General features: G+C 69.9%; 20 protein-coding genes and 1 pseudogene. 14 read left to right on the plus strand and 7 right to left on the minus strand.

All coding sequences use genetic code 11. The annotated features are described in order from the left end of the window. Positions 1 to 27: 27 nt before the first annotated feature. Positions 28 to 882, plus strand: coding sequence for an ABC transporter ATP-binding protein (locus ACQUSR_RS04155; protein WP_431041160.1), 855 nt, complete (start codon positions 28 to 30; stop codon positions 880 to 882). Here ACQUSR_RS04155 and ACQUSR_RS04160 read toward each other — a convergent pair. Both ACQUSR_RS04160 and ACQUSR_RS04165 read right to left on the minus strand, forming a co-directional pair. Further along, on the minus strand, positions 879 to 1,907 hold the full coding sequence (locus ACQUSR_RS04160; protein WP_431041161.1) for an L-tyrosine/L-tryptophan isonitrile synthase family protein: 1,029 nt from the start codon (positions 1,905 to 1,907) through the stop codon (positions 879 to 881). The two genes, ACQUSR_RS04155 and ACQUSR_RS04160, sit on opposite strands and share 4 nt — an antisense overlap. Further along, positions 1,900 to 3,156 (minus strand): cytochrome P450 family protein, encoded by a 1,257-nt coding sequence (locus ACQUSR_RS04165; RefSeq protein ID WP_431041162.1) that lies wholly within the window; start codon positions 3,154 to 3,156, stop codon positions 1,900 to 1,902. Before ACQUSR_RS04165 ends, ACQUSR_RS04160 begins: the two co-directional genes overlap by 8 nt. A 343-nt stretch (positions 3,157 to 3,499) precedes the next feature. Here ACQUSR_RS04165 and ACQUSR_RS04170 point away from each other — a divergent pair, with 343 nt between their 5' ends. The 3 genes from ACQUSR_RS04170 to ACQUSR_RS04180 are packed head-to-tail and all read left to right on the plus strand — an operon-like array spanning position 3,500 to position 6,854. Further along, entirely contained in the window at positions 3,500 to 3,715 is a 216-nt protein-coding gene (locus tag ACQUSR_RS04170; protein ID WP_431041163.1) for a hypothetical protein, read from the plus strand. A gap of 53 nt (positions 3,716 to 3,768) precedes the next feature. Next, positions 3,769 to 6,381 carry an HAD-IC family P-type ATPase gene (locus ACQUSR_RS04175; RefSeq protein ID WP_431047371.1) on the plus strand — a complete coding sequence of 871 codons (2,613 nt, stop codon included), beginning with the start codon at positions 3,769 to 3,771 and terminating at the stop codon, positions 6,379 to 6,381. Next, positions 6,378 to 6,854, plus strand: a complete 477-nt coding sequence (locus ACQUSR_RS04180) for a copper chaperone PCu(A)C (RefSeq protein ID WP_431041164.1) — start codon at positions 6,378 to 6,380, stop codon at positions 6,852 to 6,854. The genes ACQUSR_RS04175 and ACQUSR_RS04180 overlap by 4 nt, the downstream gene beginning before the upstream one ends. Before the next feature lie 25 nt (positions 6,855 to 6,879). Here ACQUSR_RS04180 and ACQUSR_RS04185 read toward each other — a convergent pair whose 3' ends face one another. Continuing rightward, on the minus strand, positions 6,880 to 7,314 hold the full coding sequence (locus tag ACQUSR_RS04185; protein ID WP_431041165.1) for a VOC family protein: 435 nt from the start codon (positions 7,312 to 7,314) through the stop codon (positions 6,880 to 6,882). A gap of 263 nt (positions 7,315 to 7,577) precedes the next feature. Beyond that, positions 7,578 to 8,279: a sigma-70 family RNA polymerase sigma factor gene (locus tag ACQUSR_RS04190; RefSeq protein WP_431041166.1), complete on the minus strand. Its 702-nt coding sequence runs from the start codon at positions 8,277 to 8,279 to the stop codon at positions 7,578 to 7,580. A gap of 34 nt (positions 8,280 to 8,313) precedes the next feature. On the opposite strand from ACQUSR_RS04190, the gene ACQUSR_RS04195 reads away from it, so the two are divergent. Further along, positions 8,314 to 8,493 carry a zf-HC2 domain-containing protein gene (locus tag ACQUSR_RS04195; protein ID WP_431041167.1) on the plus strand — a complete coding sequence of 60 codons (180 nt, stop codon included), beginning with the start codon at positions 8,314 to 8,316 and terminating at the stop codon, positions 8,491 to 8,493. A 162-nt stretch (positions 8,494 to 8,655) separates the two neighbouring features. Here the strand turns inward: ACQUSR_RS04195 and ACQUSR_RS04200 are convergent, their stop codons facing one another. Next, complete coding sequence (locus ACQUSR_RS04200) at positions 8,656 to 9,507, minus strand: PE-PGRS family protein (RefSeq protein ID WP_431041168.1); 852 nt, start codon at positions 9,505 to 9,507, stop codon at positions 8,656 to 8,658. Positions 9,508 to 9,952: 445 nt separating this feature from the next. Between ACQUSR_RS04200 and ACQUSR_RS04205 the strand changes: the two genes are divergently transcribed. From ACQUSR_RS04205 to ACQUSR_RS04215, 3 genes are all read left to right on the plus strand, one after another. Beyond that, entirely contained in the window at positions 9,953 to 11,305 is a 1,353-nt protein-coding gene (locus tag ACQUSR_RS04205; protein WP_431047373.1) for a GAF domain-containing protein, read from the plus strand. A 59-nt stretch (positions 11,306 to 11,364) separates the two neighbouring features. Next, entirely contained in the window at positions 11,365 to 12,888 is a 1,524-nt protein-coding gene (gene exaC, locus ACQUSR_RS04210; RefSeq protein ID WP_431041169.1) for an acetaldehyde dehydrogenase ExaC, read from the plus strand. Positions 12,889 to 13,305: 417 nt separating this feature from the next. Further along, entirely contained in the window at positions 13,306 to 14,517 is a 1,212-nt protein-coding gene (locus tag ACQUSR_RS04215; RefSeq protein WP_431041170.1) for a hypothetical protein, read from the plus strand. A gap of 10 nt (positions 14,518 to 14,527) precedes the next feature. Here the strand turns inward: ACQUSR_RS04215 and ACQUSR_RS04220 are convergent, their stop codons facing one another. Together ACQUSR_RS04220 and ACQUSR_RS04225 are read right to left on the minus strand one after the other, a co-directional pair. Continuing rightward, positions 14,528 to 14,734: a hypothetical protein gene (locus tag ACQUSR_RS04220; protein WP_431041171.1), complete on the minus strand. Its 207-nt coding sequence runs from the start codon at positions 14,732 to 14,734 to the stop codon at positions 14,528 to 14,530. Then, a complete protein-coding gene (locus ACQUSR_RS04225; protein ID WP_431041172.1) occupies positions 14,709 to 14,930 on the minus strand; it encodes a Scr1 family TA system antitoxin-like transcriptional regulator in 222 nt (73 codons plus the stop codon). The genes ACQUSR_RS04220 and ACQUSR_RS04225 overlap by 26 nt, the downstream gene beginning before the upstream one ends. Positions 14,931 to 14,991: 61 nt before the next feature. On the opposite strand from ACQUSR_RS04225, the gene ACQUSR_RS04230 reads away from it, so the two are divergent. The 6 genes and pseudogenes from ACQUSR_RS04230 (at position 14,992) to ACQUSR_RS04255 (ending at position 25,884) form a co-directional block, all read left to right on the plus strand. Then, positions 14,992 to 16,293: a hypothetical protein gene (locus ACQUSR_RS04230; protein WP_431041173.1), complete on the plus strand. Its 1,302-nt coding sequence runs from the start codon at positions 14,992 to 14,994 to the stop codon at positions 16,291 to 16,293. A 512-nt stretch (positions 16,294 to 16,805) separates the two neighbouring features. Further along, positions 16,806 to 18,953 carry an AAA family ATPase gene (locus ACQUSR_RS04235; protein ID WP_431041174.1) on the plus strand — a complete coding sequence of 716 codons (2,148 nt, stop codon included), beginning with the start codon at positions 16,806 to 16,808 and terminating at the stop codon, positions 18,951 to 18,953. Continuing rightward, entirely contained in the window at positions 18,946 to 20,427 is a 1,482-nt protein-coding gene (locus tag ACQUSR_RS04240; protein ID WP_431041175.1) for a UvrD-helicase domain-containing protein, read from the plus strand. Before ACQUSR_RS04235 ends, ACQUSR_RS04240 begins: the two co-directional genes overlap by 8 nt. A gap of 112 nt (positions 20,428 to 20,539) precedes the next feature. Then, positions 20,540 to 20,987, plus strand: a pseudogene (locus tag ACQUSR_RS04245) (transposase family protein); the annotation flags it as partial. A 182-nt stretch (positions 20,988 to 21,169) separates the two neighbouring features. Beyond that, positions 21,170 to 24,190 carry an NB-ARC domain-containing protein gene (locus ACQUSR_RS04250; RefSeq protein WP_431041176.1) on the plus strand — a complete coding sequence of 1,007 codons (3,021 nt, stop codon included), beginning with the start codon at positions 21,170 to 21,172 and terminating at the stop codon, positions 24,188 to 24,190. Positions 24,191 to 24,546: 356 nt separating this feature from the next. Next, entirely contained in the window at positions 24,547 to 25,884 is a 1,338-nt protein-coding gene (locus ACQUSR_RS04255; RefSeq protein ID WP_431041177.1) for a hypothetical protein, read from the plus strand. The last annotated feature ends 77 nt before the right edge of the window (positions 25,885 to 25,961 follow it).

Consider the following 25,961-nt stretch of genomic DNA (forward strand, 5'->3'; position numbering starts at 1 on the left):
AGCGGCCGTGAAGGACCTGGAGGGGTCATGAGGATCGACATCGAGGACCTGTCCGTGGCGCTGTCCGGCCGGACCGTGGTCAGCGGCGTCGGCCTGATCGCGAAGGAGGGCGAGATCGCGGGGCTCGTCGGGCCCAACGGCAGCGGCAAGTCCACCGTCCTGCGGACCGTCTACCGCCATCTCGCCCCGTGCGCCGGGCGGGTGCTGGTCGGCGGGGCGGATCTGCGGGAGCTGTCCGCGGTGGAGTCCGCCCGCCGGGTCGCCGCCCTGCCGCAGGAGCGCGGCAGCGACTTCGAGCTGACGGTGCGGGAGATCGTCGCGATGGGCCGTACGCCCTACAAGCGGGCGTTCGCCGCCGACGACGACGGCGACCGGGACGCGATCGGGCGGGCGCTGACCCAGGTCGGCATGGACGGCGGGCAGCAGCGGCGGCGGTTCTCGGCGCTGTCCGGCGGCGAGCGGCAGCGCGTGCTGCTGGCCCGCGCGCTGGCCCAGGCCCCGGACGTCCTGGTGCTGGACGAACCGACCAACCACCTCGACGTCCTGCACCAGGTGGAGCTGCTCGCCCTGCTGCGCCGGCAGCGCCGTACGACCCTGCTGGCGCTGCACGACCTGAACGCGGCGGCCTCGGTGTGCGACCGGCTGCACGTCCTGCACGGCGGCGCGCTGGTGGCCTCCGGCGCGCCGCGCGAGGTGCTCACGCCGGAGCTGCTGGCCGAGGTGTTCGGGGTGCGGGCGGCGGTGGTGGACCATCCGCTGACCGGTGACCCGCTGATCGCCTTCGACCACCGCGAGCCGGCGATCGCCTTCGGCCACCGCGAGCCGGCGAAGCGGGACGAGGCGGTGTCCTGTGGATCGCCTGGTCCACAGGACACCGCCTAGACGGCTTCGAAGTGGCTGGGACGGCCCCCGCGCAGCACCAGCCGTCCCAGCCGCTCCGCGTCGGCGCGCCGCATCAGCTGCCGTCGGCCGTCGGCGCGGCGCAGCACCGCCGTGTGCCAGGGCGTGGCCCAGATGTCGGCGGAGTCCAGCAGCCGTATGCCGAACTTGGCCGAGCCGTACCGCTGCGGGTGGATCGACAGCCGCACCGAGCGCGGATGGTGGTCGGCGATCAGCTCGCCCCACGCGCGGCTGCGCCCGATCACCGCGTAGGCGCGGGTCCGGCACTCGCGCTGGAGGGCGGACCGGGTGCCGTTGAATCCGGCCGTGTCCTCCACCAGGAAGCGGGTGATGCCGCGGTAGAGGCGGAGCGTGTCCTCGTCGGTGCGGACCTCGGCGCGCAGGGTGTCGGCGGCGGGGCCGTACGCCTCGTCCACCCGTGCGCGTTTGGTGTCGTACGGCAGGTCGCCGTACACCTCGCGCAGGTCGAAGGTGGACAGGCGGGTCAGGCCGGCGTCACCGATCATGGCGCGCAGTTCGTCGGCGTACGCGTCGATGTGCGCGTCGGGGACCCGGATCAGATCGCCGAAGACGTGGCCGTCGGAGCAGATGAGCATGCGCGCGCCGGGCGCGTACACCTCGCCGATCCGCGCGCACAGCCGGTCCAGGAAGACGAGCGACAGTCGCTCGCCCTCGTCGGGGAGGTGGCCGAGCACCTTGGCGGGGTTGGGCGACTTGCAGGGGAAGCCGGGGAGGGTGAGGACGACCGGTTCCCCGGCGCGGACGAACTGCCCGATCTGGCGGAGCTGTTCGGCGTAGCCGGGGTGACCGGGGTCTTCGGGGCCGCCCGGGTGCCCCGTGAAGGGGGCGGTGTCCGTGGCCGGGTCCGCCGCTCTTCGGTGCGGCAGCAGGAGCGCGAGGATGCGGGCGCTGGTACGGAGGGTGTCGGTCACGGCGGTGTCGGTCACGGCGGCGTGGGCTACGGCGGTGTCAGTCACGGCGGTCTCGGTCACGATGGTGTCAGTCACGGTCACGGGGGCACGCACGCGGTTCGTAGGCGACGGGCAGGTACGGGGTGCCGCGGCCGAGGACGGCGGGGATCCACTCGATGTCCTCGTCCGGCACGGCGAGCCGCAGGCCGGGCAGCCGGGCGAGCAGGGTCCCGATGGCGACCTGGAGTTCGACACGGGCGAGCGCGGCACCGGGGCAGAAGTGGATGCCGTGGCCGAACGCGAGGTGGGAGCCGGTGGCCCGGTCGAGGTCGAGGGCGTCGGGGTCGGCGAACCGCTCCGGATCCCGGTTGGCGGCGCACAGCGAGACGATCACGGAGTCGCCCGCCGGGACACGGGTGCCGTGCAGGTCCGCGTCCTCGGCGAGGAAGCGCCAGGTGGTGAGCTCGAACGCGGCGTCGTAGCGGAGCAGTTCCTCCACCGCGCGGGGCAGGATCTCCGGTTCGGCGCGGAGCCGGTCGAGGGCCCGGGGGTGGCGGAACAAGGCCATCAGGGCGGTGGTGATCTGGTTGGTGACCGGTTCCTGACCGGCGACGAGGAGCTGGAAGACCATGGAGTCCCGTTCCTCCGCGGTCAGTTCGCCGCCTTCGCAGGCGGTGACCAGCCGGGTCAGCAGATCGTCCGCGGGCCGCCGCCGCTTCTCCTGGACGACCTCGGCGATGTACCCCTGCAGGCCCCGCAGCAGCGCCTCGTAGGCGGGGCGGCCCGGGTCCTTCGGGCCGACCGGCTGGACGACCTTGCCCCACTCGCGGCGGAACGCCGCGGCCAGGTGCGGCGGCAGGCCGATGACCTCGGCCAGGACGAGGAAGGGGAAGCGGGCGGCGAAGCACCGTACGAGATCGGCGCCGTCCCCGGCTCCCGAGACCGGCGGCATGGCGTCGACCAGTTCGTCGGCGATCTCCTGGAAGCGGGGGCGCATCGCCTCGACGCGGCGCGGCGCGAAGGTGTCGAGGATCAGGCGGCGCATCGCGGTGTGCCGGGGCGGGTCCTGGTGCAGCAGGTGCACCTGGAGCTGGGAGTGCTGCGGTTCGGGCATGATCGAGGCGCGTTCGCGCCAGCGGTCGTTGCCGAGGTCGTGGTTCTTGCCCAGCCGGGGGTCGGCGAGTGTCTGCACCGCGGCCCGGTGACCGGTGACCAGCCACGCGGCGACACCGCTGGGGAAGCGCACCCGGTGGATGGGCCCGGCGGCGCGCAGCCGCTCGTACAGCGGGTAGGGATCGCGCTTGTACGCGCGGCCGAGCAAGGGGATCGGGTCGGGCAGGGACACGGCTGCGGCTCCTCGGAGGTCGTGGGTCCCCGAAGAAGTCGTACAGAAGGGCGGGTGAGTTCCCGACGGTCCGCGGTGCCGGTGGGACGGCCTTGCGGAGGTCCGCGGTGCCGGTGAGAAGGGGTGGGCGGTGCCGGTGAGAAGGGGTGAGGCGGGCCGTACGGCGGTCCGGCATCCTCAGGAAGTCGGCCGCGCGGGGGCGCTGGTTCCCGGGCGCGAGGAGGAGAATCCTCACGTGTCATCTGGTGAGTGAAGGCGCGGGTACGGGGTCTCGGGCGTGTCACGATGGCCGCTCCCCCATTACCGGCTGACTTCCCCAGCTGACTGCTTTTCTGGAGCGGCGATGACCTCACGCCAGCACAGTCCGACCGTCGTTCTGACGGGATTCCTCCTGCTGCTCGCCGCGATGTTCGGCATCGCGTACGCCGTGGGCTCGGCCGTGGGCCCGGTGGCCCCTGGCCTGCACGAGAAGGGCGGCAGCGGCGGCTCGGGGGGCTCCGGAGGCATGGGCGGCATGCACGGCACGCATGGCATGCGCGACATGGGCGCGGGCCGGTGAGCGCGCCCGTCGCCCCCGCCCCGGCCGTCACCACCGAGCTGGTGGTGGGCGGGATGACCTGCGCCGCGTGCGTGGGGCGGGTGGAGCGGAAGCTGGGCAGGCTCGAAGGGGTCAGCGCCACCGTCAATCTGGCCACCGGCCGGGCGCGGGTCAGCCATCCCGCCGGGGTGGGTGTCGAGGAACTGGTGGCCGTGGTGGAGGCGGCCGGGTTCACCGCCGCGCTCCCGCCGCGCGAGAAGTCCCCCGCTGCCACCGCCGACGACGACGCCGCGCCGGGGGCCGATCCGGTCGGGCGGTCGCGGCTGCTGGTCACGGCCCTGCTGTCGGTCCCCGTGCTCGTGCTGTCCATGGTCCCGGCCCTGCAGTTCCGCAATTGGCAGTGGCTGTGCTTCGTCCTCGCCGCCCCGGTCGCGGTGTGGGGGGCCTGGCCGTTCCACGCCCGGGCGCTGCGGGGTCTGCGGCACGGCGGGGCGACGATGGACACGCTGGTGTCGCTGGGAGTCGTCGCGTCCTTCGGCTGGTCGGCGTACGCGCTGTTCCTCGGCGGGGCCGGGGAGCCGGGCATGCGGATGCCGTTCTCCCTGCTGCCGTCCGCCTCGGGCGGCACCGCGCACGTGTACCTCGAAGCGGCGGTCGGCGTGACGTTGTTCGTGCTGGCGGGGCGGCTGCTGGAGGGGCGCGCCCGGCGCGGTACGGGGTCCGCGCTGCGCGCCCTGGCCTCCCTCGCCGTGAAGGACGTGGCCGTACTGGACGCGGACGGCACCGAACGCCGGGTGCCCGTCGAACGGCTGCGGGTCGGCGACCGGTTCGTGGTACGCCCCGGGGAGCGCGTGGCCACCGACGGCGTCGTCACGCACGGCGGTTCGGCGCTGGACCTGTCGCTCGTCACCGGCGAGAGCGCACCGGTGGAGGTGGGGCCCGGCTCGGCGGTCGTCGGCGGGGCGGTCAACTCCGGGGGCCTGCTGGAGGTGCGGGCCGAGGCGGTCGGCGCCGACACCCAACTGGCCCGGATCTCCCGGCTGGTGGCGGACGCGCAGGCGGGCAAGGCCCGGGTGCAGCGGCTGGCCGACGCGGTCGCCGCGGTGTTCGTACCGTCCGTGCTGGCGGTCGCCGTCACCGTCCTCGGCTTCTGGCTCGGCGCGGGCGCCGACCCGCAGGCGGCGGTCACCGCGGCGGTGGCGGTCCTGGTCGTGGCCTGCCCGTGCGCCCTCGGCCTGGCCACGCCCACGGCCCTGCTCGCGGCCACCGGCCGCGGTGCGCAACTGGGCATCCTGGTCAGCGGGCCGCAGGCGCTGGAGGGCCTGCGCCGGGTGGACACCGTCGTACTGGACAAGACGGGCACGCTGACGCACGGCGCGATGGACGTGCTGGAGGTGACGGCCCGCCCGGACGGGATCGGCGGGGAGACGGCGCTCCGGCTGGCGGGCGCGGTCGAGCAGGGCTCCGAGCATCCGGTGGGGCGCGCGGTGACCGCCCACGCCCGCCGCACGGCGCCGGAGGACGAACTCCCGGCGGTCGCGGACTTCACGGCGACGCCGGGCCTCGGCGTCAGCGGCGACGTCTCGGGCCGGCGGGTGGCGGTCGTACGCCCGGACGCGGAGACGACTGCCGGGCCCGGCGTGCCGTCGGAACCGGGCGCGCCCTGCGGGGAGCGCCCCGCCACGCCCCCGCCCGTCGAGGGACGTCTGCCCGTCGGCGCGGAGGGGCGTAGGCCCGACGAGCCTGCGGCGGCCGGGGCGAACACGGTCGAGCCTGGCGCGGTCGAGCCGGACGCGGTCGGGCCGGACCCGGTCGGCTCGCCGTCGGAGCCGAAGGCTGGTGCCCGCGCTGCCGGGCCGGAGGCGGCGGACGGCTCCGTCGCGGCGGGCGCCCCCGCGCGCGTGGGTGGTTCGGGGCCGCGCCGGGGCGACACTCCGGAGGGCGGTGCGCTGCCGCATGAGCTGGCCGCGGCCGTGGCGGCCGCCGAAGCCGCCGGGCACACGGCCGTCGTCGTGCGGGTGGACGGTCGCCCCGAGGCCGTGATCGCGCTCGGCGACACGCTCCGCTCCGGCGGCTACCGCGCCGTGCACCACCTCAAGCGGCTCGGGTTGCGGCCGGTGCTCGCGACCGGCGACAGCGAGGCCGCCGCCCGCGCCGTCGCCGAGCGGCTCGGCATCGACGAGGTGCACGCCCGTACCACCCCGGAAGGCAAGGCGGAGCTGGTCCGCGCCCTCCGCGAGCGCGGCCACCGGGTCGCCGTCATCGGCGACGGCGTCAACGACGCCGCGGCACTCGCCGGGGCCGACCTGGGCATCGCCATGGGCAGCGGTACGGACGCGGCCATCGGCGCCGCCGACGTGACGCTGGTGCGCGAGGACATGGCGGCGGTGGCCGACGCGGTACGGCTGGCCCGCCGCACCCTGGGCACCGTACGCACCAATCTGGCCTGGGCGTTCGGCTACAACCTGGTGACCATCCCGCTGGCCGCCGTCGGCTGGCTCAACCCGATGGTCGCCGCCGCCGCGATGTCCGCGAGCTCGGTGATCGTGGTCGGGAACAGCCTGCGGCTGCGCGGCTGGCGGCCGTCCGCGTCCGGCGGCGCCGCGGGCCACCGCACCCGCCGCCCGGCAGGCACGAGTACGCGTACGCGTCCGGGGGCATCCACCGACACCGCCTGGGGGCGATGATGACCGATCTGACCGCCGCACGAGCCGCCCTCGCCCCCGTCGCCGCGAGCGTCCTCGCCCTGGCCGGGCTCACGGCGTGGACCGCGACCGGAGCCGCGGGCAGCCCCGCCGAGCCGTCGGTCCTCGCGGCGCGCATGCTGGTGCCGACGAACCCCGACGTGACCGCCGCCTTCTTCGACCTGCGCAACGACGGCGGCGCGGACGACGAGCTCGTGCGCGTCACCTCGCCGGAGACGGGCCGCGCCATGCTGAGCCGCACAGTCGTGCGCAAGGGCGCGGGCACCATGCGGATGGTCCCGTCGGTGGCCCTCCCTGCGGGCGGCACCGTACGGATGTCCGCGTCCGGGGTGGACGTCATGGTGGAGGACCCGCCGCGGCTGCGCGTGGGCGAGCGTGTGCCGTTCGTCCTGCACTTCCGCGACAGCGGGCAGGTGCGCGTGGAGGCGGTCGTCATCCGCCCGGGACAGCTCTGACGCGTCCGGCGCACACCGCTGTCTCTCAGGCCGGGGCCGCGGCGACGCAGAACTCGTTGCCCTCGGGATCGGCCATCACGACATGGTGCCCGTCGACCTCCTCCAGGACGCTCCCGCCCGCCGCCACAAGCCGGCGGACCTCCGCCCTGATCCGCGCCCACCGCTCCTCGGGACCGCCGTGTCCGGGCACCCGGATGTCTATATGAAGCCGGTTCTTCGCCGTCTTCGGCTCGGGGACCTTGAGGATGGACAGTCGGGGGCCGGCGCCGTCGGGGTCGCAGAGCCAGGCCCCGTCGTCCGCGGAGTCGTCCTCCGGCAGGTCGAACTGCGCGAGCCACTCCTCGCGTGTCGTGAAGGGCGGGGGCGGGGGCTCGTCGACGTAGCCCAGCGCCGTCTTCCAGAAGTCGGCGAGGAGCCGCGCGTCCACGCAGTCGAGGGTCAGATCGATGCTGGCTGCCATGACGGGACCGTACTGCGCGCCAGTGACAATGACGGCCGCAGCGGTGTGCCGTACGTGGCTGACGGTGTCCCGTGTAGCAGCCGAGCTCCGTGTACCGGCCGGACAGCGTGTACGGCAGGGCTCGGTGTAACAGGCGGGCCCCTTGTACGGCCGAGCCGCGCGTACGGCCGAGCCGCGCGTATGGCAGGGCAGCGACCCCGTGCGGCGAGTGGGGCCACAGGCGCGCCTCCGCGTCCCGTGGCCCCACTCGCCTCTCCCCTTCGTCAGCGGGATCCCGCGAGCGCCGGTACCCGGTCGCGCCGTCCCGGCGCCGCTGCGGGGCCGGCTCCGGCCGCGGCCGTGCCCGCCGTGACTGGCATGGCTTGCGTGGCCTCCGTGGCCTGCGTGGCCGCTCCGCCCGCCGCGTCGCGTTCCGCCGTCGTCAGTTGCGCGATCAGCGCCTCGCGGGCGCGTGCGACGCGGGAGCGGACCGTGCCCACCGGGCAGCCCGCGACGACCGCGGCCTCCGCGTACGGCAGGCCCAGCAGCTGCGTCAGGACGAACGCCTCACGCCGCTCGTACGGCAGCAGGGCCAGCAGCTGCGACAGCGCCACGCCCTCGTCGAAGCCGAGCTGGGGCAGGCCGCGGGCCTGGGTGCGTTCGGCCACCGCCTGCCAGTCGTCGGTGTCCGAGAGCCGGGGCCGGGCCGCGTTCCAGCGCAGCCGGTCCACCACGGCGCGGCGGGCGATCGACAGCAGCCAGGTACGGGCGGAGGACCGGGCCTCGAAGTTCGGCAGGCCGCGCAGCGCCCGCAGGTAGGTCTCCTGGACCAGGTCGTCCGCCGACTGCGGGTCGTCGCTCAGCCGGGAGACGTACCTCCATACATCGGTGCGGGTCGCCCGGATGAACCGGTCCACCGCCTCGGCGTCCCCACCGCCCGCGGCCAGCGCCCAGGCGGTCAGCGCCTCGTCGTCGCGGTCACGCATCGCCACCTCCGTGGCGGCGAGAGACGATACGGGCGTGGACTGCTCTGATTTTCGCACCGCCATCTCGGCGCGGCTCGATGGCGAGGACATGCCGCCGGACGTCCCGGACGCCGTTCTCGACGCGCATCTGCGGGAGTGCCCGGCCTGTCGCGACTGGCGCGAACGGGCGCGGGAGCTGCGGGAACTCACCGGCCGCTGGAGCGGTTCGGGGTGAAGCGGGGGCCGAGCACCGTGGTGGCACGGCCCTGAAGCGGGCAGGGGTCATCGCCCGAATGTGCGCAGGAGTCATCGCCTGCGGTCCTTCCTGGAATCCGGACGGCGCCGCCGCGCGGCGGCGGAGTCCGGTGACGTGGTCAGTGGCTGTGGTGGGCGGCCGTCAAGCGACGGCGCCGTACGGCGGTGGACCACGTGTGGCGATGACATGGACGAGGAGCAGCCGGCGCAGCCGCTGCTCCGCGCGGTGGCGTGCGGCACGGACGCGGGGCGGACCGGCGACCGGCGCGGGGTCGCGGAGCAGGCGCAGGAGGGGGGCGAAGAGCCGTACGGCCAGGGTGCGGCCGAGCCGGAAGGCGGCCTGCTCGCCGCCGGACAGCCAGATGCCGCAGATCAGGGCGACCAGGACGTGCGCGGACCACATGCCCAGGGCACCGTGCCCGTGATGCATCCCGGCCATGTCCATCCCCGGCATGTCCATTCCGGGCATGGACATCCCGTGGGACATTCCGTGGGATATCCCGTGGGTTGACGTCCCCTGCATGGCCGCGTCGTGCAGGGACGTTCCGTGGTCCGGCATCCCGCCCGAGCCGAGATGTCCGGCCTGGTGGAGATGGCCCGCGTGTCCGCCCGCGTCCCCGCCGAGGTCCGGTGGAAGGAACGCGCCGCAGCGCGTGCCCGCGAAGCCGCCACCGCCAAGACCCCCGACCCCGGCACCGGCACCGGCTGACGGCACCGGCCGTCCGGCCGCCGCCTCCTGGGCGAGGCTGAACACCGTGTGCAGCGCGATCTGCGCGCCCACCGTGGCGCCGGTCACCAGCAGCGGTCCGCGTTCCCGGCCCGCCAGGCACCACGCGGCGCCCCCGGTGACCGCCAGCGCCGAGGCGATCGCCCACCATGGGACGGCCGTGCCGGACATCACCGCGTGGCCCAGTGCCGCGAGCAGCACACAGACCGCTGCGAACACCGCGGCTCGCAGCGCCCGCAGTACGTGCCCCACATGCCGCGCTTCCATGACGTCCACATCGTTTCACCCGCGCTCCACGCTCCGACGACGGGGGCCGGATGACGCGCGAGGACGGACAAGGCACCGCCACCGCGGCGTGCGGTGTGGTAGGAGCCGGGGCGGGTCGGGACAACGGCGGAACAGCGGTCAGGACACCAGCCGGGACAACAGTCACGACAACGGTCAGGACACCAGCCAGGACAACAGTCACGACAACGGTCAGGACGCCAGCCAGGACGGCAGCCGCGACAACAGTCCGGACCGCACGAGACCGCACGAGATCCCACGCGCCCCATCAGGCTTGTTCCCGCCGTTGCGGGGCCCGCGTCCCGCGCGGGAACGTGGGACCGCGGTACCGCACCACCCCAGACCGACCATTCGACGCCGATCTCAGCCCGGGCTCTGACGCCCCGCGGCCTCCGAAGACGGCGTCCGTATTGTGAAGCGAGGCCGTGTGGTCAATCCATGGCTGGCGATGGCGTCGGGTCCGGACCCGGCGGAACGCAGCCGCGCGGTGCGCCGCGCCCACGAGGCGTTCCTGACCCAAGGGACCGTGGGCCCCGGGGTGCGCCCCGTCGTCGCGGCCTCCTGGCGGCGCTCGGCCGACGCGCTGGTGAGCCCGGAGGCCATGGCGCCGATCGACCTCGTGGACGCGGAGCTCGCGGCGTACCGCGCCGAGCACCCGCTGGCCCGCGTCATGCCGCTCTTCCGGGAGCTGCTCGGCGACATCGCCGACGACGGCGCGCATCTGCTGGCGGTCTGCGACGAGCAGGGGCGGATGCTGTGGATCGAGGGCCACAGCGGCGTCCGGCGGCGCGCCGAGCGCATGAACTTCGTGGCCGGGGCCCGATGGGGCGAACGCCACGCGGGCACCAACGCGCCCGGCACCTGCCTCACCATCGACCACGCCGTCCAGATCTTCGCCACCGAGCACTACAACCGCCGGGTGCAGCCGTGGACGTGTGCGGCCGCGCCGCTCCACGACCCGCACACCGGGCGGCTGCTGGGCGCGGTCGACATCACCGGCGGCGACCATCTGGCCACCCCGCACAGCCTGGCCCTGGTGCAGGCGACCGCCCGCGCCGCCGAGGCCCAGCTCGCCGGTGCGGCCCCGTACCCGACCGGCTCGCGGGTCGCGCTGACCGCGCTGGGCCGGGACGAGGCGCTGCTGGTCGCCGACGGCGAGCGGATACGCCTGAGCCGGCGGCACAGCGAGATCATGGTGCTGCTGGCCGGCCACCCGGACGGCCTGACCGGCGAGCGCCTGGCGCTGGAGCTGTACGGCGAGTGGGCCGACCAGCGGTCCCCGGTGACGCTGCGCGCCGAGCTGTCGCGGCTGCGCCGGCTGGCGGGCCCGCTGCTCGCCTCGCGCCCGTACCGGCTGTGCGCCCCGCTGACCGTCGACGTGACGGCGGTGGCGGAGGAGTTGGCGGCCGGGAACCTGCACACGGCGCTGCGCGCGTACCGCGGGCCGCTGCTGCCCCTGTCGGACGCGCCCGGCGTCTGCCGGATGCGGCGGAACCTGGAGGACCGGCTGCGGCGGGCCGTGCTGTCCCGCCGGGATCCGGAGCTGCTGCGCCGCTGGGTGGAGGCCCCGTGGGGCGAGGACGATCTGGAGGTGCGGGAGGCGCTGCTGGCGGCGCTCCCCGCGTACGCGCCCGACCGGACCGCGCTGGTCCGGCACACCGAGCGGCTGCGCGCGGCCTACGGTCTGGGCGACGCCCGCCCCGGCCGGCACCCGGCCGCGGACCCCGGCCACGCGCACGCCTCCCGGGCGGCAACGTCCGTGCAACGTAGCCGCCACTAGCGTCGCCGCGACGCCGCCCGTGACGGCGCGGGCGGCGCATCCGCACGGAAGGGCCGCTCATGACGCGCTACGCAAGCCCGGGCAGTGAAGGTTCCGTCGTCCGCTACCAGTCGCGCTACGACCACTGGATCGGGGGGAGTTACGTGCCGCCCAAGCAGGGGCGGTACTTCGAGAACCCGACGCCCGTCGACGGCCGGCCCTTCACCGAGGTCGCCCGCGGCACCGCCGAGGACGTCGAGCGGGCCCTGGACGCGGCGCACGCGGCCGCGCCCGCATGGGGCCGCACCCCGCCCGCCGAGCGCGCCGCCCTCCTCAACAAGATCGCCGACCGGATGGAAACGCACCTGGAGGAGCTCGCGATCGCCGAGACGTGGGAGAACGGCAAGCCGGTGCGGGAGGCGCTGGCGGCCGACATCCCGCTGGCCATCGACCAGTTCCGCTACTTCGCGGGGGCGATCCGGGCGCAGGAGGGCAGCCTCTCCGAACTCGACGAGGACACCGTCGCGTACCACTTCCACGAACCGCTGGGGGTCGTCGCCCAGATCATCCCGTGGAACTTCCCGATCCTGATGGCCGCCTGGAAGCTGGCCCCGGCGCTGGCCGCAGGCAACGCGGTGGTCCTCAAGCCCGCCGAGCAGACCCCGGCCTCGGTCCATGTATGGATGAGCATCGTCGCCGATCTGCTGCCGCCGGGCGTGGTCAACATCGTCAACGGCTTCGGGGAGGAGGCCGGCAAGCCGCTGGCGTCCAGTCCGCGCGTGGCGAAGATCTCCTTCACCGGCGAGACCGCGACCGGCCGCCTGATCCTGGGGTACGCGAGCGAGAACCTGAAGCCGGTCACGCTGGAGCTGGGCGGCAAGAGCCCGAACATCTTCTTCGACGACGTCTCGTCGGCCGACGACGACTTCTACGACAAGGCGCTGGAGGGCTTCACCATGTTCGCCCTCAACCAGGGCGAGGTGTGCACCTGTCCGTCCCGCGCGCTGGTCCAGGGCGGCCACTACCGGGACTTCATGGACGCGGCCGTGGCCCGCACGGAGAAGATCGTGCAGGGCCATCCGCTGGACACCGACACCATGATCGGCGCCCAGGTGTCCACCGACCAGATGCGGAAGATCCTCTCCTATCTGGACATCGGACGGCAGGAGGGCGCCCGAGTACTCACCGGCGGCGCCCGCGCCGAGCTCGGCGGCGATCTGGAGGGCGGCTACTACGTCCGGCCCACCATCCTGGAGGGCGGCAACCACATGCGGGTCTTCCAGGAGGAGATCTTCGGTCCGGTGGTGGCGGTGACGTCGTTCGCGGACTTCGACGACGCGGTCGGCATCGCCAACGACTCGCCGTACGGGCTGGGGGCGGGGGTGTGGACCCGTGACGGCACCACGGCGTACCGCGCGGGCCGCGCCATCCAGGCGGGCCGGGTGTGGACCAACTGCTACCACGCCTACCCGGCGCACGCGGCGTTCGGCGGCTACAAACAGTCCGGTTTCGGCCGCGAGACCCACAAGATGATGCTGGACCACTACCAGCAGACGAAGAACGTTCTTGTTTCATACAGTCCGAAGAAGCTTGGGTTCTTCTAGAGCCTCAAGTCGGCTGCCTGGAGGCGCCGTTACGCTCCAGGCAGTCCGACACCGGAGTCACTCTGGGTAAGCAACAGGCTGCCTCAGGTCGATGGTCGACCTGCACGAGGACTGTCCCCGGACCAGTCACGGACCAGACTCCCGCCCGGGGTGAGGCAGGCGACAACCCCCTGACACGTGTGGTGGCACGACCTAGCGGGACCGCTCAGGCTCTGCAGCACGCTCCGCGGGCGTGGGAACACGCTTCGAGCCCGACCTTCATCACATGGTCCCCATGACCATCGTGCTGGCGGCCGTGTTCCTGGCGTGGTGTGTCAACTCACCCCAGAGTGGTGGGGACCGATTACCCGGCGGACTGTCAGTGCCTGCGCATAGCCTGCCGACATGCCCTCGAATACCGGTGAGCTCCGCCACGTCATGCTCGGCTCGATCTTCAAGCCCGAGGTTCCCCTGGGGTCGGCCCGGGGCACCCCCATCACCTGCCACGCCTCGGCAACGGGCAAGGGCAAGCTCCACGGAAGCCCCGAGTGCCGCGCACTGCGGTCGGCCGCTTCTGTGAACCAGTTCGACATCCCGTTCGGCGAAGCCGTCGAGCGGCTCTGTACGAACTGCCGGTGGGCTCTGTTCACGGACAGCCCGATCCTGCCGCTCGGCGCGGCGGTGAACGACGTGGACTCTCTCACCATCTGGCTCGACAGGGACCCCGAGGTCGAGGATGACATCAACGCCGAGCGTGACGCGGCCATCGCCCTCTCCACCGGCGACTACCCGCCCCACACCAATGACGTCGGCGACGCGGATGAGGAAGACAACAAGGCTGGGCACGACGAGGAGTGGGAACGCTATGACCGCGCCCGCGATCTCCGCTATGGACGCCTCTCACACTGGCGCCGACTGCACTCCTACCTGATACGGAGCAACCAGGCAGTAGCCGATTACCCGTTCCTCGCCCCGTGGGCCGAGGGGCTGCAGAGTCGGCTCACCGCCGTCCTCGACGCCGAGCGTCGGGCTTTCGCGGACCTCGTCCAGCCGGCCCGTCTGCTGGAGGCGGCTGCCGTACGCGTCCTGCCCACGCCGCAGTTCTCCGGCGATCCCGGCTTCGCCGGGTTGGGAGCGGAAGCGGAGAAAACCTTCCGGCGAGCGTGGTACGAGTGGAGTCGCCGAGCCACCTGGTCCTGGCAGCGCCTGGAAGATCATGACTTCTCGGTGTACACCGTCGTCAGCGACGCCTTCGGGCGCCGCCGCAAGGGGAAGCCCGAAGCTCACACCGCCTTCCGTCGGCTCACCGCCGGCTGGATCCGCCAGGCGCGCGAAGAAGCCGCCCGCCCCGCCACCGCGCCGTGGCAGCTGGTGGCAGTCAAGACACCCGCTCTCCCCCACACCCGCCACAGCGAGCCGGAACGCGACCCTCTCACCCTCTGGGAGGCATCAGTCATCGCCACCTACCAGGTAGCTTTCAACCGGAAGTCAGGCACCACAGCCTTGCTCGTTCCTCACCTCGTCGCTGAGCAACTGCTCGCGTGCGCCTCCCACGACATGCCGGTCCAGCGCCTTGCCCCCGACGGCAGCGCGCTGCCCGCGGAGACGCTGCTGGAGCAGTGGGACCACGAAAGCCTCACCCATTCGTGACCTCGCGCTGTCAGCTCGTCGCCAACACGGCCGTGATCAGGTCCCGGGCAGCCTGACCGTAGACGGCAGAGGGGTGGAGGAGCCCGAACGCCTTGCGGAACAGATCGACCCGGTCCTGGTCGATGATCGTCTCGGCCCCACGGTATCCCTCGACCTCGACCCTGTGGTCGTCGAAGATCGAGAATCCGCCTTCAGGATAAACTCCGAGGTGGGGCACGGGCCGGGATAATCCCCAGAGACAGGCCCGGCAGATCCATCGCGTCCAGCAGCCGGCGAAGCTGGCCTCGCATGACCTCGGGCCCCCCGAAATGGGTGTTCAGCGCTTGTTCGCCCAGCAGGATATGGAAGGTCCTGTCCTCCTGGCCAACGTACTGCGCCCGAGCAGCAAAGTGGGCGTGCTGCACTGCAACCACTCTTCTCCGGCGGACCAATGCGTCCTAGCGGCACGTGCGTGCCGTTCGTAACCTCGAACTCATGGCCAACGGCGTCTGGCACACCGGCTACGAAATCGTCGTCCACCTCACCCACGCAGACCTCGGACACCCAAAACGACCCGGCCTGCTGGAGGAAATCACCCACCCCATCGGGGACCGGGACCGGCAACTACTCGAATGCTTGGAACACCACGAAGAGGGGATATGCCAGGCCGAAGGTGAGGGCCGCACCCCGTGGATGGCAATCCGCCGGCGCACCATCGACGGAGTCACCACTCTGGTCGCGGCGCACCTGCCCCTGCGAACGAAAGCGACGGCCGAGGAGTCCGACAAGCACAAGGCGATGAAGGAACGCATTGCCCGAACCGCCCAGGAGCACGGGCTGACCGCCGACATGGACGCCAGATCGGATGACGGTCGGATCCGCACCGACGTCCTGATCGCCGGGCCAGCAGGGAAGGTGGGATGGGAAGCGCAGTACTCCCCGATCACCGCAGCCACGGTCCGGCGCCGCTCCACGCGAGCCGTCGAACATGGCATCACTCCGTTGTGGGTCACGAGTGACGGCACGTCAGCGCTCGTCGACCGAGCGCCCTGGTTACTGGCCGACGACCAGCCCTGGCATGTCATCGCCAGCCGGAAATCCATGCTGGTCCGGGCCGGCGCCCGGAACCTGCAGGAGTGGCGCTGCGACGCGAACAGTCAGCGCCCCTGCCCCGGTTCTGGTGGGATGCGGACCTGCGGAGGATTCCACGCCCACTGGGACCTGCCCGCCCTGTGTCTGCCGCCGAAACCGACACCCCAGCTGGACGAACTTGTCGTCACGAGTGCGACAGGGAGCTGGGTTCCGATGCGGATCCCCGACCCACGCGACACCCGGCTCACCGCCCGGATGTGGGTCCCAGAGCAGGACCGAGCCCGCTGGCGCGAGATCGTCGGCACGCCCGAACCCGAACCTGACGGCACGGACCAACCCGACGACGGAGAACTCACCTTCACCGGCGAAGAGCTCGACACCCGCTGCCGATACGGCGAGCGCACCCACACCTTCGACGACACCCGAAGACACCGCGCCACCGCCGCAGCCGCCGCACCGCACACCTGGACAGATGTCCCCGCACACCTGTACCGCATCCCCCGCCAGGAACAGCGCCTCGTCCTTGCACCCAGCGAACGGCAACGGGCCGCCCAACTCCTCAACTGCCTGCCCTGGCACATCGGCCCGTGCGCCGGCTGCGGCGCACCCATCAACCGCTACGGGCACCGCGGCCACCATGCCTGCCCAGCATGCCGGCGGAAAGTCCGTGAACGGCCAACCACGTCCACCAGCCACGGCTCGTGAACACGAGCGTCGCCCAGATACCTCCCGTTCGGTCTGCACCTCCCGCCGAACAGTTTCGCCATGCGTCCAGATAAGCGCCGCTACATGGCCGGGCCACCAGGTGGATCCGCCGTTCCAAGGGTTGTCCCCGGACACCGAAACGCTGTCGCCACTTAGCCAACGAGGAACACTCAGACGTAACCGCCCCAATGACAGCACCCCGAATCAGCTCGGCAGCTCTCGGCGTCGGATGATGTGAAAGCTGGCGCATCATCAGTGGCTGATCCTGAACTGGCAGCCCATGAATCAGGATCCGTGCGCGCAGCGGGCAGCACGTTCGGAGCGTCACTCTGGGTGGCCAGGGTTCCAAAGGGGCAACTGAGCAGTGCAGCGGACCGCTGAGCGATGATGTTGCCAGAGTGACGGAGTCGATCGGGGAGCCTGCCATGCATCTGAGTCGCGTCAAGGTGAGCGGTCTACGCGCGAGCGCAGAGACGCCAATGAGCTGCGACCTTCCTGGCAGGTTCAGTGTGATGATCGGGCCCAACGGCGCGGGTAAGACCACACTCACCGACGCGATCTACCTCGCGCACCCAGGAAACCGGTTTCCGGTGCTCCCGAGGCCGACTTCAGCCGCGCTGGCATCGCCTGATGCCGGCGTCGAGCGCAGCATCGACATCGCGTACGCCCTGGCCGACGACCTCCACGCCGAGGGGCGCCTCGGCCGCGAGCTTCACACCACAGGGCACCGGCGGCTCGGCGGAGAAGCTGAATCCTGGAGTGTCTCCCTTCACCGACAACTGGGAACAGTCACCTCGCGCCTGACAAGCAGCCACGGCCTCGCCCGGAAGATCGACCAATTTAAGCTGATCTATCTTCCCGCCTGGCGTCATCCACTGGACGAACTGGCGCGCCGCGAGGTGCGCATCCTGGTGGAGCTGCTACGCGCACGGCAGCAGGAACTCCATGGCAGCCGCAACCTGGTAGCTCTACGCGCCCGCGCCTCACGGCTATTGGAGGATCTCGCCAAGGACAGCTTGATAGACGCCGTTGAGGCACGCGTCGGCGAGCAGCTGGGCAGACTGTCCGCCGGCGTGAGCCCACAATGGCCCTACGTGCGAGGCCAGGTCATCGACGACACCTATCTCGCCCGCGTCCTGGAGATCATGCTCGCCGTGATCGAAGGCCGCTCCGCAGCCCGGCCTCTGGAGGTCTCTGGCCTTGGGTACGTCAACCTGCTCCATATTGCCGTGACGTTGGCTGCGATACCTGATTCCACCGAGGTTCCCCTCGCCTCAACGAACCCACCGGAGAGCGGCGAGCACCAATCCCCATCCGAGGAGGAGCAAGCGCGGCAAGCGTTCGAGAACCTGGCGCAAGCACAAGCTGAGGCGGCCTCCGAGGAGGACTCTTTCTTCTCCACAGCCCCTTTTCACGCAACGGTCATCATCGAGGAGCCAGAAGCCCATCTCCACCCTCAGCTGCAGCACTCGTTGGTCCGCTACCTGCGCAGAACCGTCAAGGCGCGCCCCGAGCTACAGGTGATCCTCACCAGTCACGCGACTGACATCATCACAGCCTGCGACCCCACCGAGCTCGTCGTCGTGCGTCGCACCGACCATGGAAGTGTGAGCCACTGCGTCAAGGACGTTGTCCCGGACCAGCATCGCGATGCCACGCTCCGCATGGCCAGATTGCACCTGGACGCGAGTCGTTCGTCGGCTCTCTTCGCCGAACGCCTGCTCCTGGTCGAAGGCGTTACCGAGGGCGCGGTGGTGCGTGAATTCGGCCGTGCCTGGGCAGGTGACGATGAAGCCAAGCAAGCCTTCATTGATGCCCTGAGCATCGTCCCGATGGGCACCAAAGTCGGCCAGTGGGCTGCCCATCTCCTGGCGACACCGGGCAAGGAACTGTGCACGAAGCTGGCGATCCTCCGTGACAGCGACAGCGACCTTCCCTTCGACAGCACACGCGACATGCCCAGGTGGGCTGCAGAGCACGACACGTCCGTGGTCCGGGTCTTCATCAGTCATCCCACCCTCGAGCCGGCGATCACTCCGGGCAACGAGGACCTAGTCGCGGAAGCCCAACAGGTGGTCGACCCAAACCATCCATTGGCCGAAGTCACCGCCGACAACGTTCGGTCCTACTTCGCCAGCCGGAGGGCCGGAAAGGACGGCGAGGAAGCAGTCAAAGAAGGCCGGGGTGCGCGGCGTAAGGCCGAATTCGCCCTCGCTCTCGCCGCGGCGCTCCGGGAAGCCAACGACGCCGACCGCGAGGCAGACGACGGCTTCTCCCTCGTATCCGTACCCGATCACCTTGAAAAGCTCTTCGACTTCCTCTATCCAGCCGCGCCAGACTCCCCCAGCGATCTGACGTCCGAAGACGCCGCCATGGAACCGCCCGAATGGCTTGCTCCCGACAACATCTGGGACCGATTGCCTGACGTCATCGACTGGGATGACGACCTCGACGACCCGGCGTACTGGCCAGAGAACGAGCCCATCGACCCAGAGCACGAGTTCGATGCCGCGGCAGGCGAGGTGGAGGAAACCCCGAACTGGGACAATCCCCTGCGCTCACATCCGATCCGGCAGAACCACACGGCAGGCCGCCAGCCAGGAAGCTGGCCCACGCAAGCGATACCCGGAGCCTGGCCGCAGGAACAGGACAATGCCTAGAACCAGCACAGGGCTTCATACACTGACACCCCAACAGCTCACCGCGAGTGGCAGCCCCCATGACCGCGTCTACATCGAAGCGGCACCCGGCTCCGGAAAGACCACTGTGTCGGCCCTGCGCTTCGGCCTGCACCGCTTTGCCGCCCCCACCGACGCACGCGCTGTCGTAGCGCTCAGTTTCACCAGGTCAGCCACCGAGGAATTGCGTACGCGGGTCGCCCGGCAATGGGGTTCGGCCTCACTGCGCTGGCCGCATCGCGTCGTGACCCTGGACACCCTTCTGTGCGACCTGCTCTTCCACCTACTCGATGAAGGCGTTCTGCACTGGCCAGGAGAACACACGGAACTTGACGTGTTGGACTCATGGCGGTCGACCCTCCCGACAAAACCCGGCCGCATAAGGCCCGTTCTGCAGGTCGACTGCGGCCACGTCGTCATAAGAACCGTCAACGAGCCCCAGAACGCCAGCCACCCTTCAGCCCTGCACTTCAAGGGAGCCGTCTCGGCCGGCACGTGCACCCATGACAACGTACGGGAGGTTCTTCAGGGGGCTCTGACAGCTGATCCCGCGCGCCGAGCACTAATCTCGCACTTCGAGAACTCGGTGCGCTCGTTGATCGTAGATGAGGTGTTCGACGCCAACGATCTGGACCGGGAGATCTTCTCACTCGCTGCGTCAGCGTCCAGTTTTCTCACCTTGGTCGGCGATCCATGGCAGGCCCTCTACCAGTTCAGAGGCGCTCGTCCCGCTGCCATGGCGGCGTACATAAGGGAGAACGGCTTCTTCACACACTACTTGGACGACTCCTTTCGGTGGGGAACCGACAGACAGGCATGGCTTACACAGCGCCTACGACGACGCCTGCCCGTCACGCTGCAGGCCGGTTCTGCCCGCGATGCCGATATGGTCCTCGCCCTCAAGTGGAAGGCACTATGGGAGTGCGATCCACACGTCCTGCCCCTCGCTATCAAGCCAGGTGTCGGTCAGGTTCAAGAGGCGATCTGCACCCTGCTCCTCAATGAGATCGCACAGAATGCGCTGGGCATGCAGGCAGTTTTTCTGCACGACGCTCTGGTCACGCTCGGGCTGGAAAGGGAAGTGTTAGCGACAACGCTCCGCCCCTGCCTGCAGTCCGCGATAACTGACCTCAAGTACGGCGACCAACCGGCCGTAGTGTGGCAGAGACTGACACGCAGTCTCGCTGTGCACATTCCGGCAATCGCTACAACCCAGCTCACACGCAAGCCACTTCGCGCCCTGAATCGTCTACAACTCCGGCTCGCAAACGACCGGGTGATACCTGGCCTTACCGCCCACCAGTCAAAGGGACGCGAGTGGAACACGGTAGCCGTCAGGTTGAGCCCGGCAGACGCTGCGGCCCTGGCACACGGCCTCGACCCTGCACGGTCAGACCATCGTGCCCTGTACGTGGCACTCACGCGCGCCCGCCTCAACACCATTGCCCTAACTTGAAGGTGGCACGCCCCATACATCCCAAGCCGAACGTCGTGGACGTCCCCACGGGAAGCAGGAGTTTACTCCTCGACAACCAGGTGGCTGCGAAGGTTTGCCGGGGCACCCCGGCCTTGTGTGGTTCGACCGGATCGCCGCGGACCGGCCCTACTCCGGCAAGAAGCGGCACGGTGACATGAACGTTCAGGTGCTGGCCGGTCCATTCGAGAGATTGCTGTGGGCCTCGCCCGCGCTGCCCGGTGCGACGGCACGACCTGAAGGCGGCGGCCCGCGAGCACGGCATCATCGACGCCCTCGGCGAGGTCGGCCTCAAGGCTGACGCCGACAAGGCATACCAAGGCGCGGCCCGGAACATCCGAGTTCCCTTCAAGGGGCGCCGCCTCAAGCGGTGGCAATGACGTCACAACACCACCAACGCCAAGATCCGCTGCGTTGGCGAGCAGGCCATGACCACGTTTAAGGGCTGGCGCCTCTTGAGCAAGCTGTGCTGCAGTACCAACCGCATCACCGCGATCGTCGAGGCCGTTCTCGCCCTTCACCTCGCTGCCGCGTCAGGATGAAGAGCCCTCAGTGGTCAGACCGCAGCACACTATGCCCCCGGCCGGCCCACCGCCGTACGGTCTCAGGCGACCGATGTCCGAGGTGCCCGATAGGTTGGTTACCTTCATACGGGCGGGAGGGGCACCGGGTGGCGGAGCGCGGGGGGCAGGCGGCAGCAGATGGGTTCCAATACCAGTACCTCGTGACGCTGGAAGCGCTTCTCGATGCCACAGAAGACCGCTACCCCGGAGTCGCTGCAGCGCTGATCGAACCCGCAACCACCCCGGATGAAGACTCGACGGACCCCGACGCAATCGACTTCGAACTTGTCGACCAGCACCGCGGCAGCATCCATGCAGCCCAGGTGAAGTCCGGCGGTTCAGGTACGGAGATGTCTGCTCCTGATGCGTTCGGCGTCCTGCTTCGGATGATCCGCGCACGGCCGCGGGCAGGGTCGTATCGACTGATCACGAACATGCGGCTCCACCCCAAGGCGGTGCAGCTGAACCGGGCCTTGAGCGTCGACGATCCACACGAGCTCCGCGAGCACCTTCAGCGGTTGATGGAGCGCGGACGCTGGCGAGACGAGCCGGCGGGAATGAGCGATGACGAGCTGCACCGACTGGGCCGCGCACGAATCTCGGTGGATTCCAGGCAACGGTATCAACTGCGGGATCAGCTCCGGGAACGCATGCGGCGACTCCGAAACGAGCATTGCCGCGGTCTTGGCCATGAGTCTGCCGGCCGACTGACGAACTATCTGGCATTCGAGATCCACCGTCGCGCTTCGGGCGAGTTCGACGGCGTGTTCCCCCTGGCGGGGTTCCGCGAGGAACTCCTCACCCCCGGGCGCCATCTGGCCTATGAACTCGGCGAGTTCGACTGGGGGGTCATGGTGGGGGCAGTGCCGGCCGCACCAGATGTCCCCCGCCCGGATCTCATCGACCGTATCCGCGCGGCACTAACAAGCGGCGGACGGGAACGCACGGTTCCCACCTGCGCGCTGCTCGGCCCCTCCGGCATCGGCAAGACGAGTACCGCCGCCGACTACGCCTACGACATGGCCGACTCCTACGACCACATCTTCTGGGTGAACGGCGAGAGCAGCACGTCCCTGCGCTCCTCCTTCCAGAGCATTCACGACTGGCTGCTCCGTCGCACGGACAACGGCCCAGATACCGACAGCAGTCGGCTCCGTGACCGGGTGCGCACGCTACTGAGCTCCTCGGCACGCCCCTGGCTCATGATCATCGACAATGTCGTCGACCGCCGTTTGGTGGATCCTTGGGTTCCGACCAGCGGGCGCGGCCACGTCCTCATCACCTCGACCAACCAGGTCAGTTGGGCAACCCAGCGAGCCAAGGTAGCGATCCTGAGCATGACTCCCGATCAGGCCACGGAGCTGATCAGGATGCGCCTGCACCATGAGGGAGATTGGGATGCCGACAGCGGGGGGACCGCTGCGGCTCTCGCAGAACAGCTTGAGTACTGGCCACTGGCGATAGAGCTCGCCTGCGGTCACCTTGCCGGTTGCGAGTTCGGGCTCAGGGAAGCGGGCCGCTATCTGGGGCAGATCCGTGATCTGGCACTGAATGACCGAGACGCCATTCCGCACGGGTACCCTGAGACGCTGGTCGGAGCCATCCGGTTGACTCTGGAACGCCTGATGGACAAGGAAGAGCTGCAGCCGGCGTCCGAGGGCGCAGCCCACGCGCTGTTCCCCGCGGCCTATTTCGCCTCCCGGCAGATTCCGATCTGGCTTCTCTACTTCTCCACCCTGATGTCCAGCGACAACGCCGTCCGGTCGGGTCTTCGCCATCCAGCGGTCTTTGGCCCGCAGGCCAAGGTACCTTTCACCGCCCATGAGATGCATCGTGCGCTGCGTGCCGAGTCACTGGCCCGGCGCGATGAACCCCTGTGCACGCTGCCTCAGCAGGAATGGTCCACCGCGCACTGCGAAGGCGTCGACGACACGATCAACGTCAACGAGATCGTGCAGCATGTCATCCGCACGCTGGCGGAAGGCCGCACCGACGTGTCCGAGATCCTGAGCCGATCTGCGTACCATGCTCAGGGGTGGCTGACGGCGTTTATCGAGGCGAATGACGACAAGCATCTCCTGGCGATCCTGCCGCACGTGCAGAGCCTCGCCAGCCATGCCGGCCGACTGGGCATCGCCACGGACACGCTGGCGATCATGTGGGGCAACCTGGCCGGTACCTACGTGCTGCGGGGGAAGCTGGACGACGCCCGGCAGGCATTCGAGAACGAGCTGGAGTACCTGCTGACCCGCAAAGAACCGGCCCCCGTGCTTGAGCTGAAGACCCGTTCCCAGCTCGCGGACGTACTGAGAAACACCGGTGAAGCATCGGCAGTGTGGCTGCCTCATCTGCAACGCGCCCGAGACCTCGCCTTCCAACTGGCCGACTCCCGGCCCGAGGACGCGTCCATGGCCGTCGCCAACTGCCTGACGGTGCTCAGCAGTCACACCGGCCAGGGCGCCCTGGAGCCAGAGGTACAAGCCCTCACAGCCGATTTCGCCTCCCTGCGCCAACGAATGCCGGCCACTCAGTCCTTGCGCATTCAGCACGAGATCGGCCAGATCAATGACGCCCTCACGACCGGGCTCATGACCGACGAGGAAGTCGAGCAGCGCTGCCGAACGCTGCTTAATGACGACGGTCTTTGCGGCCCACAACGCCTCGAACTGACAGGGCTCCTCACCGAGTCCCTGGCCTATCAGCATCGATGGAACGATGCCCTGGAACACCTTCAAACCATCCACGCGTACGCGGTTGAGCAGCCGCTGTACCCGCAGGTGATCGCCAAGACCCTGCACAACGTGGGGCTGCGAGTGGGGCTGGCCGCCGCCTGCGGCGTGCCCGAATGCCGCACCGCACTCATGGTCCTCATCGGCGAAGCCGACGCACCACCCGCCCCCGAGTGCCAGCAGCTTCTATCCCTTCTCGTCAGCATCGCGTCGCGCATGGCGGTCGAGCATCTCAGTCTCCAAGCAGGGGTGACCTGCATGCCCTTCAAGATGCAGACGCTGCGCCTCCTGGAAGCCGTGTGCGACCGGGAGCACGACGCGATTCGCGAAATCCACGAGGGCCTCAATGGTCTCGACGCGGCGGCACTCGACCGGGAAGACGAGTTCGGTTGGAGGCTACTTTCCCAGGTCGTCTCCACTTCCGCTGTCAGCATGAGGCTCCGCGGCGATTGAGCTGCTCACGCTCTTCCCGGCGGACTCGAACCACGCGGTGCAGGTGGTCGAAAGTCCCCTGCCGATGACGGCAGCCAGGCTCACACAGCGCCGTGGTGTCCGGCGGGAATCCGGACACCTTCATGGTCTTGGCGCTCAGGCCCGCCCTGGGGAAGGCCGGCGCCGACACCGGAAGCCAACTCCCGCAGAGGACCGAGAGCAGCAGGCCGAGGGCCCGCAAAGGAAGACGGCGGCAATATAGCGGCGGATCCCCGGAGCTCGGCCTTGAGTTCGACCTCCCAGGGGGCTTTACAACGACGCCTTTTGCGCAGTTGATTCTCCCCAGTCGCTCCCCGGCAGCGTCTAGGGTGCGGCGCATGTCTACCTCTTCAACTGGGCTCACCGCTGAGACCCCCCTGTCACCGGTGTATCCCTTCAACGCGCCAGGGGAGCCGATTGCCCTCTACGACGGGCCGGTTACCGGCTCAGCCGGGGCTGAGGTGCCCGGAGTTGTCCAGCTCGGCTGCTCCCCGAAACTCGGGATCTCGTGGAGTGTACAAACCGAGGATCACGACCCCGCCTCTACGGACAGGACCGGGCTGAGTCTCCTTGAGCTCGGCTTCGAGCTGCCAGTATCTGCCAGGGATACTGTGAGCGGCTGGTCCAACGGCACTTCCTGCGGGGACCCCACCGCTCCCCTCGACCGTGTCGTCGCACACTGGTTCAACCTGCCCCGATGGCACGGATCAGCCCACCTCGCAGCTCACGTCGCTGATGAAACTCCACGACTGGTGCCCGCCGGCCGCAGTGTGTACGAGGCGGACGGGTGGAGGATCACGCTTGACGTTCGACCCGACCACGAGGCCGTCCTTTCTGACGTGCGCCAGACCGATATCTACGTCATGACCCACGCAATGGAGATCCGTCGGCTGAACGGAACCACGTTCACCGGGTCCGAGGTCACCCCCGTCCTCAGTGCCATGCACGTCGGGCTGTCCTTTGCGCTCGGCCGGTGGGTCGCCCCTGCCCTGCCTGTTGGCCAGGACGACCACGAACAGACGGTGTGGGGCCAGTGGGGCCCGATGCTTTGCGACCCGGCACGCCGCACCAGCTCTGGCTGGTGGTATCCCGAAGACCAGGCATCCTTGGCAGATCTGCTGGCCTGCATCCTGCCCGCCTTCCGCGATTCAGGCACGGGACAGGCGCTCCGCCTGCAGATGCAGTACGCGATCACTGCCATTGCCGACCGGGGGTTCGTCGAACAGCGAATCATGAGTGGAGCTGCCGGACTGGAACACGTGATGTGGCAGGAGCTGGTGCTCAGTGGTCGGCTCACCGAAGCCGAGTTCACATCCCGCGCCTGGCCGGCCCATAGGAAGCTGCGCACACTCTTGACGGACGCCGGGGTAGATCTAAGGGTTCGCGCAGCCCATCTGCCGGTGACCGCCGCCTTCGCGACCGAGCAGCAAGTGAACGAACCTCGGTCGGCGGATGGCGCTGACGTCGTCACACGAGTCCGGAACCGTCTTGTGCATCCCAAAGAGACACAAGAGCCCGTATACGGAGTCAAAGGACTGGTCACCGAGACCTGGCTACTAACCCGCCATTACCTCGCGCTGCTGGTACTCCGTTCGATCGGCTACCGAGGCTCCTACCAGGACCTCTCTAGGACCAACAGGTGGGTCGGCGAGACCGAGCCCGTCCCATGGACCTGAGATTCCCGCACGACTGCAAGGTTGACGGCGCTCCTGCCCGAGGGCCGACCGTCCTTGCTGTGCTACGGAACTGGCAA

Origin of the sequence: Streptomyces sp. P1-3 (assembly GCF_050613155.1) — a bacterium.
In the GTDB taxonomy this organism is placed as follows: domain Bacteria; phylum Actinomycetota; class Actinomycetes; order Streptomycetales; family Streptomycetaceae; genus Streptomyces.